Below are 15,411 nucleotides of genomic sequence, written 5' to 3'. Positions count from 1 at the left end.
CCGTCCACCTGTCTCAGGACCCCGTGTAGTCCGCGGTCTCCGGCACCCTGTCGAAGTGGTAGACCGTGAAGCCGGCGGAGTCGGGGTAGGCGGTGATCGTCCACTCGTAGCCCGCGACTTCGTCCTGCTTGTGGGACACGTCGGACCGCTCCGTGATCTCCCCCTCGGGCACGTAGAAGCCACGCTGGAAGTTGTCGCCGTCGAGCACGACGAACCAGAAAGCGCGCCGGTCCGGCGCCGGGCTGGCGGTCTCCGCGAACGTCGTCAGGCCGCCCGCCGGCGCCAGGTCCGCGGCGTCGAGGCGGTACTGCAGCGACTGCACGGTGGTGCGGCCGGTCTCCCACACCGTCAACCCGAACGTCCGCAGCGAGCTGGTGATGGTGGTGCGGATCGGGGCCGTGAACCCCCACGGCGTGAACGACTCGGAGTCCTCGTCGAACCCCTGCACCAGGCCGTCGTCCGAAATGGCGCCCAGCGGCTGCCACGGCGACAGCGGCTGGATCGCCGGATCCCCCGGCGACGTGGTGCCGACGGGCGCCGCCCAACCGCCGCCATTCGCCCCCACCTCGAGCAAATCCGCAGCGCGGGTGATGTTGACCATGATGTCTCCAGACATGCGTGAAGCCCGCGCACGGGCGGGAACTGACGGGGCACGGCGCGGGCCCGTAGCCGGTCAGGAGACCGGATGACAGAAGATCTCGTAGGTGGAGCCCACTCGACGGAGGGCGGTGTTCTCGTATGGGCGGATCGCAGGCAGGGTGACGACGCCAGCCCGTCCGATGGCCAGCGTGTCGGTAGTCGATCCGCGAAGCTCCCGCTCCACCCATGCGACGACCTCGCGAGCGAGATCGAACGCTTCCGCGCGGGTGGCCGCGTACACGTCGATGTCGACGAGCATCCGGGCCAAGCGACCCGCGGCAATGCCGCCGCCGGGAATCTGCGTGATCTGGATCGTCGGCAGCTCGTTCAGCAGGTTGTTGTCGAGTTCGTCCCGGGCCACAGCGTTCGGCCAGCGGGCCTGAGCGCGCGGGATTAGCTCGCCCTCGATGTCGACGAGGACGGTCACTGGTTCCGCCCGCCGATCTGCGCCGCCCGCAGCAGGACATGGTGGGCGGGCACCTTCTCGGTGCCGTACTCCACCCAACGGGCGTAGTAAGCGGTGTTGCGGACATAACCCACCGCACGGTCCCGGCGGCGGCCACCCCGGGCGGTGCTGTCCGTCTCCCAAGAGCTCTTGTAGTGGCCGGGGTCGGGACTGTTCTCGTCGACCGGCGACAGGGATACGGCGACGCTCTTGATGACCTCGGCTCGGCGCTTCATCTCCGCCTGCATGCCCGGCATGCGCAGCATCTGGCCGATCCCCTTGCGTTTGACCTTGAACCTGGCAGCCACAGCCACCTCCCTTACAGATCAGCCGGTGACGCGGTCAGCGGCGAACTGAACCGGGCCGCGGGTTCCAGTGAAGGGTGAGCGGCCCCAGTCGCCCGGCTCGCCTGTGATCTCGCAGACGACGCCACGGACCACGGCCTTGTCTGTGGTGCGCAGCGGCATCCGCGGATGGTCGGGCGGGGCGTAGACGGTCCAGCCGACGATGACCGTGTCCCTCTCCTGCTGATCTGAGCCACCCACTTGGGGCGACTGCTGCCGCGGCGTCACCACACACCCAGCCAGATCGAACGACTCATCCGGGCCCGGCAACGGCTGCCCGCGAGGATCCCGCCCAGGCGAAGGGCCGGTGCGCTTGATCCGTACCGTCTCCCCGAACGGATACGGCGCCGGCATCAGCTGTACCCCCACCCGGGCTCGAACTCATCGGCGAACCCGGCATCGTCGATGGGCCACGTCGGCGACGGATCCGCCGTCGCGGGAGTCGGATCCACCGTGAACGCGCCGCCACGCCCGGCGAGGGACTTGAGGGCGCTCTTGTCAGACTTCGTCAGGTACAGGCCTCCAGAACCCTGAGGGCGCTGCACCGACATCGGACCGATCGTCTCGTAAGACACCTGCTGCGGATTCACATAGGCGCGGCCGGCTACCGAAAGGACGACCGCCTCTGCACCCTCGGGTAGCGGCTTGACGATCGTCTGACACAGGCTGGTCGCCGTGGCGATCAACAGGTCGGCGCGCGCCCCGTCGATCTCAGAGAGCCCGAGGTACAGGCCGAGCTGCTCGGCGGTAGGAGGAACGAATGCCACGGCTCCTCCTATCCGGCTACGGACTCCACGGCACTGCACCAGGCCGCCAGGTCGGCGGCCGGGTCGAGCTCGGCGCTGCGGGCCTTCGCCCGCTTCGACGCCAGCCGGTACTCCGCCGGCCTGAGCAGCTTCCGCAGGACCGCCTCGTAGCCGTCGATGTCGTGGCGGTCGACGAAGATCCCGGCCTCGCCCAGCGACTCGCACAAGCCGGGCGTCGGGTGGGCCACGACCGGGATGCCGCTCGCCAACGCCTCGGCGCCGGCCCGGCCCCACGACTCGTAGGACGACGGCATCAGCAGCACGCGGGTGCGGGCGTACACCTGCTCCCGCATGTCCTCACCGCGGACGTGGTCGAGCACCGTCACGTTCGGCAGGTCGGGAAGGATCTGCTCGCCGTAGGCACCCTTCACCGCGAGGAACTGCTGGTCCGGCATCCTTTCGGCGAGCGCGGCGAGTACCTTGCCGCCCTTCTCTGGATTGCAGTTGACCAGGGTGATGGCCTTGCCGGGCTTCGTCGCGTACTCGTCGGCGAACACCGGCGGGCGCACGATCAGCGACGACTCGGGCCGGATGGACTTCGGGTACTCGGCGAAGAACAGCTCCGCCTCCCGCTCCATCCACTGGCTGTTGTAGACCGCGAGTGCGGTCCCGCCGGCCGCAGCGTCCCGGAACGTGGGCCGGTGCGTGTTGTGACACAGCACGATCAGCGGCTTGCCATAGCCGCGGGCCAACGACGCCGTCGACGGCACCGTCTCCAGATGTGCCAGCAGCACATCCGCCCGCCGGACCGCCGACGGGAAGTCCAGCCGTGAGGCGAGCGGCACCACCCGGATTCCGCGGTACTCGTACTCCCGGCTGGCCTTCCCGTAGCGGGACAGCCACACCTGCACGTCGTGCCCGCGCTCCACCAGAGGCCGCAACATGGAGACGAGCATGTGCTCCGCCCCGGCATTGTGCTCCGGCGGCATCAGATGCACGCGGGCCACGATCTTCAGGGGCTTGGCTGCCCCGCCCGGCGCGGAAGCCGGGACAGCCCCGCCCATCAGGTGCCCGACGGAGTGTCGGTGTATCGGACGAACGCGTTCTCGTCGCCCATGACGAAGCCGTAGTAGGCCTCCGCGAGCAGCAGCACCAGGTTCTCCTGGAATGCGGAGTGCACGCCGCCGTCCTCGTCGATGTACGTCGCCTCCTTCGAGATCCGCACGGTGATGTCCATACCGATCCCGTAGGCCGCCTGCGACCAGTCACCGCCGATCGCCCGCAGGCCGGAGTCCACCGACGCCGACTGCCGGCGCTGCTTGCCCGACACGCTGCGCGAGTAGGCCAGCGGCTCGCCGATCAGCGTGCCTCCCGAGGCCATGTTGGTGCCCGGCGTCTGCGTGTCGACGAGGATCGGCTGACCGTTCGCGTCCGTGGCGCGCAGCAGCTTCGGCTTCAGCCGGTGGTCGGCGACGGTACCGGTGAAGTCCCAGTCCTTGTCGACGACGAGTTCCATGCCGTCGACGAAGTCGGCCCAGATGCCACCCTCGTTGCGCGGCGCCGTACCGAGCGTGATCGCGTTGTCCGTGGCCGCGAGGTAGTCGGCGAAGGGGCCGGCGGCACCCTTCATGGTCTTGCCGTGGATCGCGGCGTGGTCGAAGGCCCGCGCGAACGCGGTCGGCAGGTCGCGCTGGAGCTGCGTCCACAGGCCGCCCGCGTTGGTCATGACGACTTCCTCGGCGACCGGGATGAGTACGGCGACCTTCTTCGCCTGCATCTGCTTCACGGCGACACCGCCGCTCGACAGCGGCTTCTTCGCCGCCTGACCGACCCAGTCCGCGGTCGGCACGTCCATCGGGATCGGGACCGACGTGGTCGCGTCCAGCGACAGCGGCGCCCGACGCGCCAGCGCCATCACGGCACTGGACTCCACCGACTTCTCGAAGATCGGCCCCGCGAGGGTGCGGGGCAGCAGTGCATCGTTGACGTCGGACAGCTTGAGAGCGGCCGTGGCCATGGTCTACCTCTTTCAGCGGCGCAAGAGCCGCGAGTTCATGAACCCCGCGAACTCGTCCGCGGGGTTGAGGGTCCGTTGCTTGTTGGCGCCGGACGCTTGAGTGCGGTCCGGTGCGGGACGCCGCGGGCCCTCCTGGGGCTGGGATTTCGCCCAGTGCGGCTTGCGCTCGAGGAGCGCGTCGAGGTCCGCCTTGATGGCCGCCTCGTCGATGTCACCCTCAGAGTCGATGTACGAGTCGAGATCGAGCGCGCCGGCCGCGTCCTCCGGATCGGCGAACGACGTCATCGCCAGCGCCTGCACCTGCGTGCGCACCAGCCGCTGACGCGTCCTCGCGACCTGCTCATTCGCGCGCGCTAGCTGCTCGTTGAGCCGCTCGGACTCCGACTTCTCGGCGTCCTTGATGCGCTGCAGCTCGGCAGCCGCCGGCTCCAGCTCCTTCAGACGCTTGCGGAGGTTCGCGGCCTCGCTGTTCTTCTTCCGCAGCTCAGCCTCGAACTTCTTCCGGTCGAACGGCTCCTCCTGCTTGCCGGCCTCCGCCTCCTGGGCGTCGTCCCGCTGCTCGGTACCGCTCTCCTCGGACGCCGTCTCCTCGACGGTCTCCTCGGTGCCGGTGTCCTGCTGCTCGGTCGTCTCGGTCTCTTCGGGCATGACGAATCGGCCCTCCAGGGGCTGTAGAAATGAGGAAGGCCGCCACCAGGGCGACCAGGGTCAGAACGCTCCAGGGAGCGGGTTCGGATCGTGCTCAGCCAGCGCCCGCCTGAACCGGGCCAACTGGCTTCCCGAGTGGCCGGCGGCGTACTCCTCGTACAGCCGCGCCCACTCGCGGGCCTGCGGAGACGCCTCGAACCGCTGCCCCGCAAAGACCGGTATCGCGCCACAGTGGCAACCGTCATGCGCCCGGAAACCCACCGTGTCCCGGGCGAAGACCGAACCGCGAGAGGCGAGCATCTTGCAGAAGGCGCACGCGCCGAGCGCCGCCGACCGCGCCCAAGCTCTCGCCTGCGGATCCTGCCGCACCGCCTCCAGGACAGTGCTGCGGCCCGTGTCGGCGACCAGCTTCTGCGCGACCATCTCGGCCTTCTTCTCGGCCTTCTCCAGTCGCGTCTCCAACGGTTCCCGCTGAGCGGGCGTGCCGACCTCAGGATCGCGTTCCCACACGTCCTTCGCCGCCCACCGCAGCGACGCCTCCGTCTTCTCAGGCGGCGGAGGATCCACGACCGGCACCGTGAACGAGCCCGGCACCCCCGCCGCGTCCCGCTGGGCATCGTAGAACTCGGCCCCCAGAGCGGCCGACGTCTGCGCGTACTGGTCCACCACAACCTGCACCGCGGCGAACCAGTCCGGCATCGACGACCGCAACCGCGACGGAATGATCAACCGTCGGAGCCGGCGCACATCCCGCACCAGCAGACGAGACAACCCCAACTGGGCCGCCCGATAGCGGTCCGGGTCACGACCTCCGTCAGAGACCGTCGTCGCCACCCGACACCTCCGCCACATCCGGCAAGACCGCGGCAGGCCGGTCGTCCAGAGCGGCGAGCCGCTCCATCAGCCCGCCGCCAGCAGCTGCAGCAGCCGAACGACGCCGATCCACAGCGATCCTCTGCCGCTGCCCCTCGGTGAAGCCGGCCATCTCCAGCGTGACGTCGCTGTCCGCGGGAAGCACCCCGGCCTGGACGAGCTTGACCGTCGCGTCCACCTGGGCCGCGACCGTCGGAGTCGCCGGGTTCCGCCACACCGTCTCGATACGCCGAGCCTTGTCCGGCGGCTCACCATGCCGCACCCACAACGCCAGTCGCATTGCCTGCTGCCACGCCGCCCCGAACCGGCGGATCCGCCGCTCCGACCGCTTCACCAGCTTCGCCTCCGTGGACCGGATGGCATCCGCGGAGGCGGGGTTGTCAGTGGTGTAGCCGAGCATGTGCGGCGGCAGACCGAACTGCGACGACATGATCCGTGCGTACAGGTCGATGATCTTCGTCATGCCTGTCGGGTCATGAGCCGCGAACTGGCCGACGTTCGGAACGTTGCCGTCCTCGTCCCGCTCCAGAGCGAGCACCCGGCCGATGTACGTCTCCCACGCGCTCTTGGCAGTACCGTCCGCGTCCTGGAACGCCGACTCCGACGCGCCAAGGATGTACCGCTGCGGCGCCCCGAAAAACTCGGCCGCCACCTCCATACCCATCAGACGCCGGCACGCCGCATCCGTGATGCTCATGACCTCAGGCGTGATCTCCGACTTGCCGACCCGGTCCGCAGTCCGCTGCCGGTTCGCCAGCCTGACGACCGGCACGACACCGAGGTTGTGAATGTCGCGGTCGACGACCTCCCACCCGCCCGACTCCGACGGCACACACATCACCGTCTGATCCGGCAGGTAGAGAACCAGCATCCGCTCCTCGGGCCCGGCCTCGATGTAGCTGTCGGCCGCACACTCCCGCAGCGCTGCCGTCCCCATCCGCAGACGGGCATCCCACATCAGGGTCATGTCCAGCGGCGACTCCACCGAGATCAGCGGCGGGCAGTCGCCCGTGCCGCAGTCCCCCGAGCCGACCGCCAGATACTCGCGGCCGTACACCAGCGCATCCAAGTGCGCCAGGCTCGACTCGTCGAACAAATCGTTCGCCTCGGCGATCTCCGCCAGCTCACTCGAGTCCGAACCATCCGCCCAGCGGAACGCCTCCAGATCGAGACGCTCCTCCAGCGACTCCACGCCCACCCGAGGCCAGCCGATCACCGTATGCAGGCCCTTCAACTGCGGCGGAATGCTGATCCCAAGGTCGCGAACGAGCTGCTCGCCGTTGAAGTAGGCGTCCCGCAGCAGCAGAGCGTGCCGATCCCGCAGCATGTCCGCCCGCAACATCTGCACCAAGGCCAGCTCGTCATCCGACAACGTCACCAGCGGAAGCTCAGGGATGGACAGGGTCACCGCAGCACCACCACCCGTCCCTTACCGCGCGACTTCGGCCGCTTCCCGTACTGCTTGCTGTTGAGGAGCTTCCGGCGCAGCATCCGCGCGCCCACCATGCACACCGCAAGGTCGATCTTCCGAGCGGATTCGCGGTGCTCCTTGCCGATCGTGATGCCCCACGCGTTCGTGCGACGCCGAGCGTTCGCCACATGCGTGCGCATCACCTTGTGGCCGTCATGCGTCAGGCGCCGTTCGAGGATGTCCTCACGCGTCCGCTGCACCGCGTCCGTGAACTCCTCCTGATGCCGGGAAGCACCCATGTCCCAGCGGACGGCGTGCTGCTTCGGGCCTGCCGTGACCGCGTGCAAGACCAGCTTCGAGCCGTGCACCTGGCCCCACTTGTCAAGGTAGGCGTACCAGTAGCGTTCGCCGTCCTCGTCCTGACCAGAGCCCGGATCGCAGAAGAACGCCACCACCTTGTAGGTGTTGAAGGCCCGCTCGACGACACCGTCGACCTCATCACGCGGAACAGACCACGGAACGTCGAGATTCCAGTTCGCCGGCCGCTGCCACACGCCAAGCGTAAAGACGTGGCCGTCCGACATGCGGCAGCCCGCCAGCGCGGTCGCGTCGTCAGACTTGGAGCCGTCAAAGAACATGACGACCTCGTCGCCATCCGCAACCTCAAGAGCCTCAGCCTTGCAGGCGTCCCACTCGTAGGGCGCCATCCACGCATCCTCAGCCGCAACGATCATGTTGTACCAGAAGCGCCTGGATCGGCTGGGCGGGTTCCTGACGTCGGCAATCGACTTCACGATCCGATCCACGTTCAGCCATGAGGCGTCACCGCGGATCGATCTGATCACCGCAGGGGCGTCCTCCACCGTCAGCGGCGCCTTCGGTGGAGCCTCCAGCGAGTCGTACAGCAGACCCGAATCCATCACCCGGCCGGCGTCCACGGCTTCCCACGCTTCCCGGTCCCGCTCCGCAACGGAGTCCTGGCCGGGCTCGTAGGCATTCGTGATGCGCAGCGTGCGAGCCGCACCATCCGCGGACTTCGTCGCGTTCCGCTCGATCACGTCGGCCATGTCGTGGCCAGAGTTCGACGAGTCCCAGTGGTGCGTCTCATTCAGCAGAACGAACGTTGCTCGCGCACCTTCCAGCGTCGACGGAGACGACGTGACCGCCTGGATCAGTCGGGAGTCGCCCAGAGCGTTGACGGTCTCCTTGCCGACCTGAATGCGGTAGTGCTCCTTCGCCTCCGCAGTGAATAGCGAGGGGAAAAGTCGCATCGTGTTCTTCGTCTGCTCCAAGCTGACCGCAGCCGTCTGCACCCACGCCTCCGGGCTGTCCGTCGCGATCGGCGTGCCGTCCGAAGCCCAGCCAGCGAAGCGGGACGGGCCGAGCGCCTCGACCGCGCACAGGCAAGCTCCCAATGGGTCCTTGCCCCAGCCCTTCAGACGCTGAAGGACACCATCGCGGTAGGCAAAGGAACCTGACTCGTCGAGCGCGAACCACCAGAGCAGGAAGCGAGCCTGCTCGTTGGTGAAACGCCACGGCACACCGCGGGAGTGCTGCAGCCAGACACCGCACCAGCCCAGGGCCTCCCAGCCGAGCGTGGCCTCGGGCAGCAGCCAGGTGCCATCCGGGTTCCGCTGCCAGGTTGGGCCGAGCAGCTTCGGTTCCCACTCCAGCTTCAGCTGCGGCGCAGCAACCGCCAGCCGCTCCCGGTACCAGCGGATGACCTCGTCGTGCCCGTCGTCCTGACGCTCGACCGACCGCCTACGCGCCACGGCCCCAACGCGCCATAGCCGCCTGCCGCGCAGACGCAGACGCGTTCCCCTTCGCCGGCTCCTCCTCGTCCGGCAACTTCAGCCAGCCCAACAGTCGGGCCAGGACCCCACGGTGCTGCCGCAGTTCCTGCACCAGCGGTGAGGCGACAGGCTGCCCCATGCTGCCCGTGACCATCAGGTCGGCGTGGACGAGCTCAGCTTCCAACCGCTCGATCAGATCGATCTCCCGGCAAGCGTCCTCCAGGACACGCAGTTCGTCGATCCGCAGTTCGTAGTTCCCCGCGATCTCCGACCAGACCACCAGGGCCTTCGGTCCGAGACCCTCAGGGGGTTCGATCTTCGATGACATGGCGACCCTCCTGGGGCCTCGAGACGGCCCACCAGGGGCCGAAAAAATACAGCTCAGCCGCACGCTCAAAGTGAGGGGCTAGACGGCCCCGATCCCAGAAGGATCATGATGGAGGATATGCCCCCTATGTCCGTTTCTATTTGGATCAAGACTTGCTAATCACCAAGGTGTTGGATCATGTGTCCAGACATGTGCCATGGCGTCCGTCAGGTCCGGCTCGACATTGACGATCAACGTGTCGCCTTCGCGAGTCGGCGACTTCGCGGTCATCGTGATCGGGATGACGACGTCGCACTCGGGACAGTGGACCTGGACCACACCGACCGCTGCCATGCCTGCTGCCTCCCTGCCCGCCGACCCGGCCTGGGTCTACCCCTCCGCCTGCTCCCTTCCGTCGAGGGAGTAGTGCACCAGCAGCCAGCCGATCGACCCATCGTCGTGAGCGGCTGGCCTGACCTCTGGTCCGCACACGCAGTCGGCGTCAGTCGTACTGGTGTCGTGGTCGACAAGGTCGCCGAGTGGGGTGACGTGCAGTGTGTGGGTCACCTGCTGCGCCGGCCGACGTTGGCTCGGGACCCGGTGTAGCTGCCGGTGTACCTCCGGTGCATGAGCTGGCAGTATCCGCGGGCGCGACCGCCCATGTAGCGGCTGAGCAGGCGATTACACCTTGACCAGTCTCCTGGTGTGCCCCAGCGCACGCGTGCTCCGCCTGCCCCCGAAGGACCCCAGAATCGCCGGAGGGTTTCGGCGTTGCCGCGCTTTCCTCGTCCGCTTCGTCCTTTGCTGGCCACAGGTCTCACTCCTTCTGCGGCGCGGGCTCCGGTTGGTCGGGATCCTCTTGTTCGTCTACCCGCTGGACTTGGGCTCCTAGCCCGGCGGGGATGGCGAGGCAGATGCCGGCGCGGTCGGAGAAGACGGCCCATCCGTCGGTGACGGTGAGGGTGAGGTCGTCGCCTTCGATGTGAACGTCTTCGCGGCGCTGCTCGCGCGGGTGGACGATCAGGTAGGCGGGCATAGCGCGCGCTCCCCGATCGCCCCCAAATCGGCGTCGTACTCCAGCACGTAGAAGTCGCGACCGTCTACATCGGGGTGAACGAACCCTGCCGAGTCCTCGTGTACTTCGACGGGCCGCACTTCTATGTCGGGGTCTGCCGCGGGCGGGATGCCTCGGGATTCGCCTTCTTTCTGCACGAGAAGCGCGGCGAGCTGTTCCGTGACTTCCAGCCCTCTCGGCACCCAGGCGAGGAAGGCGTAGCGATGCATCACCCCTCCTTGATCCCGGGGTGCTTCTCCTCAGGGCGTCGCCTGCCGGGTCGCGGGTTGGCGCGTTGGGCGGCGTTCCCTTCCGCACTGCTCTTCAGTCCGTGGCAGGTGGCGCAGACGCCTTGGAGTCGGTCTTCGGCGTGGGCGTCGGTCTTGGCTTCGATGTGATCGCAGTGGGTGGCTGGCCGCACCTTACAGATTTGGCAGACCACGTCCCGGTCGAGCACCTTGCGGCGGATGGTCGGCCAGTTTGACGGCAGCCGGCTCTTGCGGTCGCTGCCCTTCCAGCCGCCGCTCACAGCGTGGGCCTGTATTGGAGCGTCCACCTTCGACTGCCGTCTTGAGCTACGGCGCCTTTCCGGACGTCGGCAAGGTGAAGCTGGCTGGCCTGGCTGCGGTACATCCAGGAGAAGTTCCGGTTCGCGGCCCAAACGACGAGCCAGCGGGGCGTCCAGCGGCGGGACTCCATGAGGTATTGGACGTCGGGGTGGCTATTGCTGCTGGTGCTGCTGAGTGTTCGCGCGATGCCGCGCCGGTGCAGCCAGCGGGGCAGGAAGTCCTTCGAGGAAGTCACGTCTACTCCTCGTCGCTGCGTTCGGTGTCGCTGCTGAGGGTCCAGTCTCCGAAGCCAGCGCGGCGCTCGAGCGGGCTGCTGGCGACGGCGATCCCGTACAGCCGGACGGCGGTCTCCTCGGCGTGTGCGAGGGGGTCGTCGTTGCTGCCGTTGATCTCGACGGTGATCTCGCGGATGCCGTCGGCCAGCTTCACCGTCACGTCAGGCATCGGTGACGGGTTCGGCCCGCTCGGGCGGGTAGGTGGCGCGCTTGACTTCGCGGATGGCGACGCCGTACCCGTGCAGGTATCCGCTGGGGTCCGGGTGCTGAGCGTTCATGATCTCGGGCTGCTCGGGGAGGTTACGGACGCGCTCGATGGCCTCGGTCTGTGCGTCGCGTTCGCGTCGGAGTGCGGCGGCGGCGTTGCGGATTTCGTCCCAGTCGCGGATCTGGTTGATGCCGAGCGCGTCGGTGAGTTCGTGCCTCCACTTGGCGAGCCGGTCCATGTCGCGGGCGATGTCGGTGCGCTCCTCTGCGAGCCGGAGTCCGTCCTTGGCCTTCCGTATCGCCGCGTCGATGGCGCCTTGCGGGTCCTGGCCAGCCAGTTCGACCACGACCTTCTGCGCTGCGGCCGGGGCGTTGAGGTAGGCGCTGGTGTCGTTGGCGGGGATGTCGATGGTGTCTTCGAAGACGAGGACGGCGCGGGAGCCGATGCGTTCGGCGAGGTTCCCGTCGCTGAGGTCGCGGCGGAGCGCTTCGAAACCGGGCTCGTCGTTCGGCATCTGGTCGATGACGAGGATGAACGGCGGCCGGTCGTCGCCGGTGCCTTCGGGAAGTTCGAGGATCTGCAGGCGGGCCATCAGTTCACCGCCCGGCGGAAGGGGAGGGCGGGTGCGAGGAAGATGCCGTGCTCGTCCCAGTAGTGGATGCCGCTGATCTTGGGTTGGCCGTCGATGAGCTGCAGGACGACTTCCATGGTCTTCGCCTGGTCGGGTGCGCCGGCCATTTCCATGTCGAGGATGGTGATGCCCATTGCTGTGGGGCTGGGGCGGCGTCCGGTCTCGTGGCCGTTGAGGTTGGGGCGGATGGCTTCGAAGCTGTCGAGCATCTCGTTGGCGATGTGCAGTTCGACGGTGGCCATCAGCCGTCACCTCGCTTGAGGTGTTCGCGGAGGGTGTCGCCGATCTCGAGGAGGGCCTGGGCGGTGGCGACGGTTGCGATGGCTGTTGCTTTGGCGGCTCGGGCTTGGATCTCGGCGGAGGCTACTTGGCCTTGCGGCATGGCGTTGAGTTCGGAGGCGGCTTGTCCGAGGGTGCGTTGGGCGAGTTCGCGGTAGCTGGGCACGGCCATCAGCCGGTCACCGCCTTGGGCTCCTCGACGAGGACGATGCTGAGGACGTTGGCGGCCGGGACATAGGCGACAGTGCGCCCGTTGCGGTCGGGGAAGCGGTACTCGCTGCCGTCGGCGCTCTTTTCGACCTTGGCGGCGTGGACGGCCTCTTCGTCGCCGTTCAGGTAGCTGATCGTGTACTGGGCCATGGCGCGGGCTCCCGGTCTGGTCAGGGTGTGGGCGGGATGTGGGTTATGCAGTCGGTGGCGGCGGCTCGGGTCATGGCGATGAGACCGTGCTCGATGCTGCGGAACTCAACCCACTCGCCTACGGGCTCGAACCAGTCGGCCTTGATGATGCGGGTGCCGCCATCGGCGAAGTCGACTGTCCAGGAGCCGCCGGGCTCTGGCTGGGCCTGTTTGAGGGGCTCGAACATGGCGCGGGCTCCTGTGGGGTTCAGGGTTTCCAGTGGGGGCCGCGGAGTGCGGCGGGTACGTCGCGCATTGGGGTGCGTGGGGCGAGGATGTCGCCGAGGCCGAGGCGCCAGCCGGTGCGCGGCTTGGGTTCGGGCGGCGTCGGCCGGTCGAGGCTGGCGAGGATCGCCGGTGTGATGCCGTGGGCGTGCGCGAGGTCGAGCAGTTCGGGGCAGTCGTTGACGCTCTCGGTGTTCGGGAGGTCCCAGTTGTCGAGTCCGCAGCCTTCACAGGAGGCGGGGAACGCGGACTCGTGGGGGTCGATCCGGTGTCGGGCGAGGATGCGGCGGTCCGCCTCACAGCGACGCAGGACGGCGGCCGAGTCGTTCGCGGCGATGTGCCGCTCGGCGAAGCGGTTGTCGACGTCTCCGCTCGCAAGCAAGGCCAGGATGTCCTCACGCGCCTTCAGGGCGATGCGCTCGCGCTCGTCGACTTGCTGGGTGATCCAGGCGTGGAGATCCATGGCGCGGGCTCCGGGTGGGGTTAGGTGATGCGGTATCCGGCGGTGTCGTAGTAGTCGATGCCGCCGAGTTCGATGCGGTCGCCGACGAGCGTGAACCACGGGCTCATCAGGACGGCGTCTTCGGGTGCGTCGGGGGCGTGCCAGGTGAGGATGATGTGGTCGCCGTCGCGGCGGCGGGCCAGTTCGCGGCCGGCGAGGAGATGCTGGTGTTTGTCGAAGTCGGCTTCGAGCTGGGCGGCGACGCGGAGTTCGACGGGGCGTCCGGTGGGGGCCTGCTCGGTGGGGTCGGGCGGGCAGTAGATGCACTCCGTCTCGCAGACATGGCACCACGGGCGTCCGGCGACGGTGGGCCCGTACTTCTCGCGGTGGTCGCGGCGGCCGGAGTGATCACGTTTGGTATGGCCGCAGGAGCAGCGCTCCATGGGACCTTGTCGGGCGGGACCGGTTTGGGTGGTGCTCATTTGGCGCGGACCTTCCGACGGTCAGTGGTTGAGCAGGTCGTCGTAGTCGATCGGTACATGGTGGCCGTGCCGGGTGCAGTGAGGGCAGATGCCGACGCTGCGGCCGGAGCCGGGCCCGTACTCGGGATCGGGAATGCTGCCTGCGTGCTGGTGGCCCCCGTAGGGGCGGGAGCAGAGCAGGCAGGGCATCCAGTAGAAGCCGTGCCGGTTCGCGTACCGCTTGTGGAGGCGGGTCCAGGACTGCGGCAGGAGCCGAATCCACGGCTCCGACCGCAGCGGGGCGCTACACGCGCGAGGCGCGGGGATGTCGAGGCTCCAGTACCAGAGCCGTTCGATCCAGGTGGGTGGCCGCACGGTGAGCGTGACCTGGTAACGGGCCATGGGCGCGGGCCTTCCGTGGGGTCAGGTGTTGGGCCGCTCAACGACCGCGCCGTGCGCCTGGTGCATCGGCGGCAGGTCAGCGAGGAGGTCGTCGAGGCTGACGGCGATGGTGCAGATGGTGGGTTCGCCAGGGTGGTGGACGCAGACGAAGCCGTCGGGGAACTCGGCACCTTGCCAGACGCGACCGTCGGTCAGCCGAAGCCGAAACGGCTTGGCCCCGTCAGCCACGGTTCCACCACCAGCACCCGAGCGTCGACCCGCGCATGGACTCGACCTTCCCGCCGAGTCCGGCGAGGACTTGGTCCATGTCGTCGGGGTCCCATTGGTGGAGGTGGGCTTCGTGCGGGTTGCCGTCGACTTCGCCCTGCGGGGAGTCGACGATGGGGACGGAGACGAGGATGTTCCAGGCGCCGGCGGCCTCCGCGCGCTGGAGGAGTTGTACGGCGTCGTTCCGTTCGACGTGTTCGAGGACGTCGCCGAAGACGACGAGGTCCCGGTAGAAGAGGTGGTCGGGTGCTTCGCGGGCGTCCATGACGTGCAGCTCGTCGTACATCTTCCGCGTCTTCGTGGATTTCAGCCCATACTTGCGGATGTACGGCCGGTGGATCTCGATGCCGGTCCACCACACGCCCTCGTGCACGGGCCGGAGGAGTTTCGCGTAGGTGCCTTCGCCCGGTCCTACGTCGGTGACGGTGTTTGGCAGGTGGTAGCGGAACTTTTCGAGGGACCAGTCCTTGCCCTCGTTGTCGCTGGTGGGCATGGCAGGTCTCCTAGTAGACGGTGGTCTTCCCGGGGGTGGTGACCGGTCCGCTCCGGCTGGGGGGTTGTTGTCCGCCCGGCCACCCCACAGAGGCCGGGCGGACGGTGGGGCCGAGCGCGGTGGCGCTACAAGGCCCTTCCTGCGCCTCGCCAGCGCAGGAGCATCAGGCGGCGTGCGCGGGGTAGACCCGTCGTGCCTTCTCGCGGGTGGCCTTCTCGGCGTTGATCACGTCGATGGCGCGGAAGAGCGGTCGCCCATTGCGGTCTTCACCGGCCTGCTGGAGGACGCCGCGGTACTTCCAGTTGCGGACGACGTTGGGGCGGACTTGGGCGGCTTCGGCGGCTTCGGCGACGGTCCAGAGAGTGGTCTGGAGGTCTGCGGTCAGATCGACCACGGCGGCCACCTCCTTGAAGGGTGCCGGGGTATGAGAGAAGGCCTCTACGGAATGATCCGTGAGGCCTTGAGCATGTGCGGGCATGCTTC

Annotated in this window: 30 protein-coding genes; all 30 read right to left on the bottom strand. The window is 68.1% G+C overall.

Annotated elements, in window-relative coordinates; translation table 11 throughout:
* Positions 1-13: 13 nt before the first annotated feature.
* Positions 14-616, bottom strand: coding sequence for a phage tail protein (locus tag ACF07S_RS10490; RefSeq protein ID WP_391973975.1), 603 nt, complete (start codon positions 614-616; stop codon positions 14-16).
* A 57-nt stretch (positions 617-673) separates the two neighbouring features.
* Positions 674-1,066 (bottom strand): hypothetical protein, encoded by a 393-nt coding sequence (locus tag ACF07S_RS10485; RefSeq protein WP_391973974.1) that lies wholly within the window; start codon positions 1,064-1,066, stop codon positions 674-676.
* Complete coding sequence (locus tag ACF07S_RS10480; RefSeq protein WP_391973973.1) at positions 1,063-1,392, bottom strand: HK97 gp10 family phage protein; 330 nt, start codon at positions 1,390-1,392, stop codon at positions 1,063-1,065. Before ACF07S_RS10480 ends, ACF07S_RS10485 begins: the two co-directional genes overlap by 4 nt.
* A gap of 18 nt (positions 1,393-1,410) precedes the next feature.
* Entirely contained in the window at positions 1,411-1,629 is a 219-nt protein-coding gene (locus ACF07S_RS10475; RefSeq protein ID WP_391973972.1) for a hypothetical protein, read from the bottom strand.
* 152 nt (positions 1,630-1,781) lie between these two features.
* Complete coding sequence (locus tag ACF07S_RS10470; protein ID WP_391973971.1) at positions 1,782-2,195, bottom strand: hypothetical protein; 414 nt, start codon at positions 2,193-2,195, stop codon at positions 1,782-1,784.
* An 8-nt stretch (positions 2,196-2,203) separates the two neighbouring features.
* On the bottom strand, positions 2,204-3,163 hold the full coding sequence (locus ACF07S_RS10465; protein WP_391974109.1) for a glycosyltransferase family 4 protein: 960 nt from the start codon (positions 3,161-3,163) through the stop codon (positions 2,204-2,206).
* A gap of 74 nt (positions 3,164-3,237) precedes the next feature.
* The gene (locus ACF07S_RS10460) at positions 3,238-4,191 is read right to left on the bottom strand and encodes a phage major capsid protein (protein WP_391973970.1); all 954 of its coding nucleotides are present in this window, start codon (positions 4,189-4,191) and stop codon (positions 3,238-3,240) included.
* 12 nt (positions 4,192-4,203) lie between these two features.
* Positions 4,204-4,839, bottom strand: coding sequence for a hypothetical protein (locus ACF07S_RS10455; protein ID WP_391973969.1), 636 nt, complete (start codon positions 4,837-4,839; stop codon positions 4,204-4,206).
* Positions 4,840-4,899: 60 nt separating this feature from the next.
* Positions 4,900-5,673: a hypothetical protein gene (locus ACF07S_RS10450; RefSeq protein ID WP_391973968.1), complete on the bottom strand. Its 774-nt coding sequence runs from the start codon at positions 5,671-5,673 to the stop codon at positions 4,900-4,902.
* The gene (locus tag ACF07S_RS10445; protein WP_391973967.1) at positions 5,654-7,120 is read right to left on the bottom strand and encodes a phage portal protein; all 1,467 of its coding nucleotides are present in this window, start codon (positions 7,118-7,120) and stop codon (positions 5,654-5,656) included. Before ACF07S_RS10445 ends, ACF07S_RS10450 begins: the two co-directional genes overlap by 20 nt.
* Positions 7,117-8,895: a terminase gene (locus tag ACF07S_RS10440; protein WP_391973966.1), complete on the bottom strand. Its 1,779-nt coding sequence runs from the start codon at positions 8,893-8,895 to the stop codon at positions 7,117-7,119. Before ACF07S_RS10440 ends, ACF07S_RS10445 begins: the two co-directional genes overlap by 4 nt.
* On the bottom strand, positions 8,885-9,244 hold the full coding sequence (locus ACF07S_RS10435) for a hypothetical protein (RefSeq protein ID WP_019757532.1): 360 nt from the start codon (positions 9,242-9,244) through the stop codon (positions 8,885-8,887). The genes ACF07S_RS10440 and ACF07S_RS10435 overlap by 11 nt, the downstream gene beginning before the upstream one ends.
* A gap of 159 nt (positions 9,245-9,403) precedes the next feature.
* Positions 9,404-9,577, bottom strand: coding sequence for a hypothetical protein (locus tag ACF07S_RS10430; protein WP_391973965.1), 174 nt, complete (start codon positions 9,575-9,577; stop codon positions 9,404-9,406).
* 36 nt (positions 9,578-9,613) lie between these two features.
* Entirely contained in the window at positions 9,614-9,790 is a 177-nt protein-coding gene (locus tag ACF07S_RS10425; protein ID WP_391973964.1) for a hypothetical protein, read from the bottom strand.
* A 250-nt stretch (positions 9,791-10,040) separates the two neighbouring features.
* Entirely contained in the window at positions 10,041-10,259 is a 219-nt protein-coding gene (locus ACF07S_RS10420) for a hypothetical protein (protein WP_391973963.1), read from the bottom strand.
* Positions 10,244-10,507, bottom strand: coding sequence for a hypothetical protein (locus ACF07S_RS10415; protein WP_391973962.1), 264 nt, complete (start codon positions 10,505-10,507; stop codon positions 10,244-10,246). Before ACF07S_RS10415 ends, ACF07S_RS10420 begins: the two co-directional genes overlap by 16 nt.
* Positions 10,507-10,806 carry an HNH endonuclease gene (locus ACF07S_RS10410; protein ID WP_391973961.1) on the bottom strand — a complete coding sequence of 100 codons (300 nt, stop codon included), beginning with the start codon at positions 10,804-10,806 and terminating at the stop codon, positions 10,507-10,509. The genes ACF07S_RS10415 and ACF07S_RS10410 overlap by 1 nt, the downstream gene beginning before the upstream one ends.
* Positions 10,803-11,081: a hypothetical protein gene (locus ACF07S_RS10405; protein ID WP_391973960.1), complete on the bottom strand. Its 279-nt coding sequence runs from the start codon at positions 11,079-11,081 to the stop codon at positions 10,803-10,805. The genes ACF07S_RS10410 and ACF07S_RS10405 overlap by 4 nt, the downstream gene beginning before the upstream one ends.
* A 2-nt stretch (positions 11,082-11,083) precedes the next feature.
* Entirely contained in the window at positions 11,084-11,290 is a 207-nt protein-coding gene (locus ACF07S_RS10400; protein ID WP_391973959.1) for a VCBS domain-containing protein, read from the bottom strand.
* The gene (locus ACF07S_RS10395) at positions 11,283-11,921 is read right to left on the bottom strand and encodes a hypothetical protein (protein WP_391973958.1); all 639 of its coding nucleotides are present in this window, start codon (positions 11,919-11,921) and stop codon (positions 11,283-11,285) included. The genes ACF07S_RS10400 and ACF07S_RS10395 overlap by 8 nt, the downstream gene beginning before the upstream one ends.
* Positions 11,921-12,202, bottom strand: coding sequence for a hypothetical protein (locus tag ACF07S_RS10390; RefSeq protein ID WP_391973957.1), 282 nt, complete (start codon positions 12,200-12,202; stop codon positions 11,921-11,923). Before ACF07S_RS10390 ends, ACF07S_RS10395 begins: the two co-directional genes overlap by 1 nt.
* Complete coding sequence (locus tag ACF07S_RS10385) at positions 12,202-12,411, bottom strand: hypothetical protein (protein ID WP_391973956.1); 210 nt, start codon at positions 12,409-12,411, stop codon at positions 12,202-12,204. The genes ACF07S_RS10390 and ACF07S_RS10385 overlap by 1 nt, the downstream gene beginning before the upstream one ends.
* Complete coding sequence (locus tag ACF07S_RS10380; RefSeq protein ID WP_391973955.1) at positions 12,411-12,599, bottom strand: hypothetical protein; 189 nt, start codon at positions 12,597-12,599, stop codon at positions 12,411-12,413. The genes ACF07S_RS10385 and ACF07S_RS10380 overlap by 1 nt, the downstream gene beginning before the upstream one ends.
* A gap of 20 nt (positions 12,600-12,619) precedes the next feature.
* Positions 12,620-12,826 (bottom strand): hypothetical protein, encoded by a 207-nt coding sequence (locus ACF07S_RS10375; RefSeq protein ID WP_391973954.1) that lies wholly within the window; start codon positions 12,824-12,826, stop codon positions 12,620-12,622.
* A gap of 20 nt (positions 12,827-12,846) precedes the next feature.
* The gene (locus tag ACF07S_RS10370) at positions 12,847-13,326 is read right to left on the bottom strand and encodes a DUF6221 family protein (protein WP_391973953.1); all 480 of its coding nucleotides are present in this window, start codon (positions 13,324-13,326) and stop codon (positions 12,847-12,849) included.
* A 20-nt stretch (positions 13,327-13,346) separates the two neighbouring features.
* Positions 13,347-13,787 carry a hypothetical protein gene (locus tag ACF07S_RS10365; protein WP_391973952.1) on the bottom strand — a complete coding sequence of 147 codons (441 nt, stop codon included), beginning with the start codon at positions 13,785-13,787 and terminating at the stop codon, positions 13,347-13,349.
* A gap of 21 nt (positions 13,788-13,808) precedes the next feature.
* The gene (locus tag ACF07S_RS10360) at positions 13,809-14,168 is read right to left on the bottom strand and encodes a hypothetical protein (protein ID WP_391973951.1); all 360 of its coding nucleotides are present in this window, start codon (positions 14,166-14,168) and stop codon (positions 13,809-13,811) included.
* Positions 14,169-14,189: 21 nt separating this feature from the next.
* The gene (locus ACF07S_RS10355; RefSeq protein ID WP_391973950.1) at positions 14,190-14,396 is read right to left on the bottom strand and encodes a hypothetical protein; all 207 of its coding nucleotides are present in this window, start codon (positions 14,394-14,396) and stop codon (positions 14,190-14,192) included.
* Positions 14,389-14,928, bottom strand: coding sequence for a class I SAM-dependent methyltransferase (locus tag ACF07S_RS10350; RefSeq protein ID WP_391973949.1), 540 nt, complete (start codon positions 14,926-14,928; stop codon positions 14,389-14,391). Before ACF07S_RS10350 ends, ACF07S_RS10355 begins: the two co-directional genes overlap by 8 nt.
* A gap of 163 nt (positions 14,929-15,091) precedes the next feature.
* On the bottom strand, positions 15,092-15,322 hold the full coding sequence (locus tag ACF07S_RS10345) for a hypothetical protein (protein WP_391973948.1): 231 nt from the start codon (positions 15,320-15,322) through the stop codon (positions 15,092-15,094).
* Positions 15,323-15,411 lie beyond the last annotated feature (89 nt).

Source organism: Streptomyces sp. NPDC016640, from assembly GCF_043076215.1.
In the GTDB taxonomy this organism is placed as follows: Bacteria; Actinomycetota; Actinomycetes; order Streptomycetales; family Streptomycetaceae; genus Streptomyces.
The sequence above is the reverse complement of the archived record's forward strand: the minus strand, read 5'-3'. Positions and strand labels throughout refer to the sequence as shown.

Bases quoted from the DNA above. Each gene is read 5' to 3' on its own strand.
- ACF07S_RS10490 (WP_391973975.1), bottom strand. From the start codon at position 616: ATGTCTGGAGACATCATGGTCAACATCACCCGCGCTGCGGATTTGCTC.
- ACF07S_RS10465 (WP_391974109.1), bottom strand. From the start codon at position 3,163: ATGCCGCCGGAGCACAATGCCGGGGCGGAGCACATGCTCGTCTCCATG.
- ACF07S_RS10460 (WP_391973970.1), bottom strand. From the start codon at position 4,191: ATGGCCACGGCCGCTCTCAAGCTGTCCGACGTCAACGATGCACTGCTG.
- ACF07S_RS10455 (WP_391973969.1), bottom strand. From the start codon at position 4,839: ATGCCCGAAGAGACCGAGACGACCGAGCAGCAGGACACCGGCACCGAG.
- ACF07S_RS10435 (WP_019757532.1), bottom strand. From the start codon at position 9,244: ATGTCATCGAAGATCGAACCCCCTGAGGGTCTCGGACCGAAGGCCCTG.
- ACF07S_RS10430 (WP_391973965.1), bottom strand. From the start codon at position 9,577: ATGGCAGCGGTCGGTGTGGTCCAGGTCCACTGTCCCGAGTGCGACGTC.
- ACF07S_RS10420 (WP_391973963.1), bottom strand. From the start codon at position 10,259: ATGCCCGCCTACCTGATCGTCCACCCGCGCGAGCAGCGCCGCGAAGAC.
- ACF07S_RS10415 (WP_391973962.1), bottom strand. From the start codon at position 10,507: ATGCATCGCTACGCCTTCCTCGCCTGGGTGCCGAGAGGGCTGGAAGTC.
- ACF07S_RS10400 (WP_391973959.1), bottom strand. From the start codon at position 11,290: ATGCCTGACGTGACGGTGAAGCTGGCCGACGGCATCCGCGAGATCACC.
- ACF07S_RS10395 (WP_391973958.1), bottom strand. From the start codon at position 11,921: ATGGCCCGCCTGCAGATCCTCGAACTTCCCGAAGGCACCGGCGACGAC.
- ACF07S_RS10390 (WP_391973957.1), bottom strand. From the start codon at position 12,202: ATGGCCACCGTCGAACTGCACATCGCCAACGAGATGCTCGACAGCTTC.
- ACF07S_RS10385 (WP_391973956.1), bottom strand. From the start codon at position 12,411: ATGGCCGTGCCCAGCTACCGCGAACTCGCCCAACGCACCCTCGGACAA.
- ACF07S_RS10380 (WP_391973955.1), bottom strand. From the start codon at position 12,599: ATGGCCCAGTACACGATCAGCTACCTGAACGGCGACGAAGAGGCCGTC.
- ACF07S_RS10375 (WP_391973954.1), bottom strand. From the start codon at position 12,826: ATGTTCGAGCCCCTCAAACAGGCCCAGCCAGAGCCCGGCGGCTCCTGG.
- ACF07S_RS10370 (WP_391973953.1), bottom strand. From the start codon at position 13,326: ATGGATCTCCACGCCTGGATCACCCAGCAAGTCGACGAGCGCGAGCGC.
- ACF07S_RS10365 (WP_391973952.1), bottom strand. From the start codon at position 13,787: ATGAGCACCACCCAAACCGGTCCCGCCCGACAAGGTCCCATGGAGCGC.
- ACF07S_RS10360 (WP_391973951.1), bottom strand. From the start codon at position 14,168: ATGGCCCGTTACCAGGTCACGCTCACCGTGCGGCCACCCACCTGGATC.
- ACF07S_RS10350 (WP_391973949.1), bottom strand. From the start codon at position 14,928: ATGCCCACCAGCGACAACGAGGGCAAGGACTGGTCCCTCGAAAAGTTC.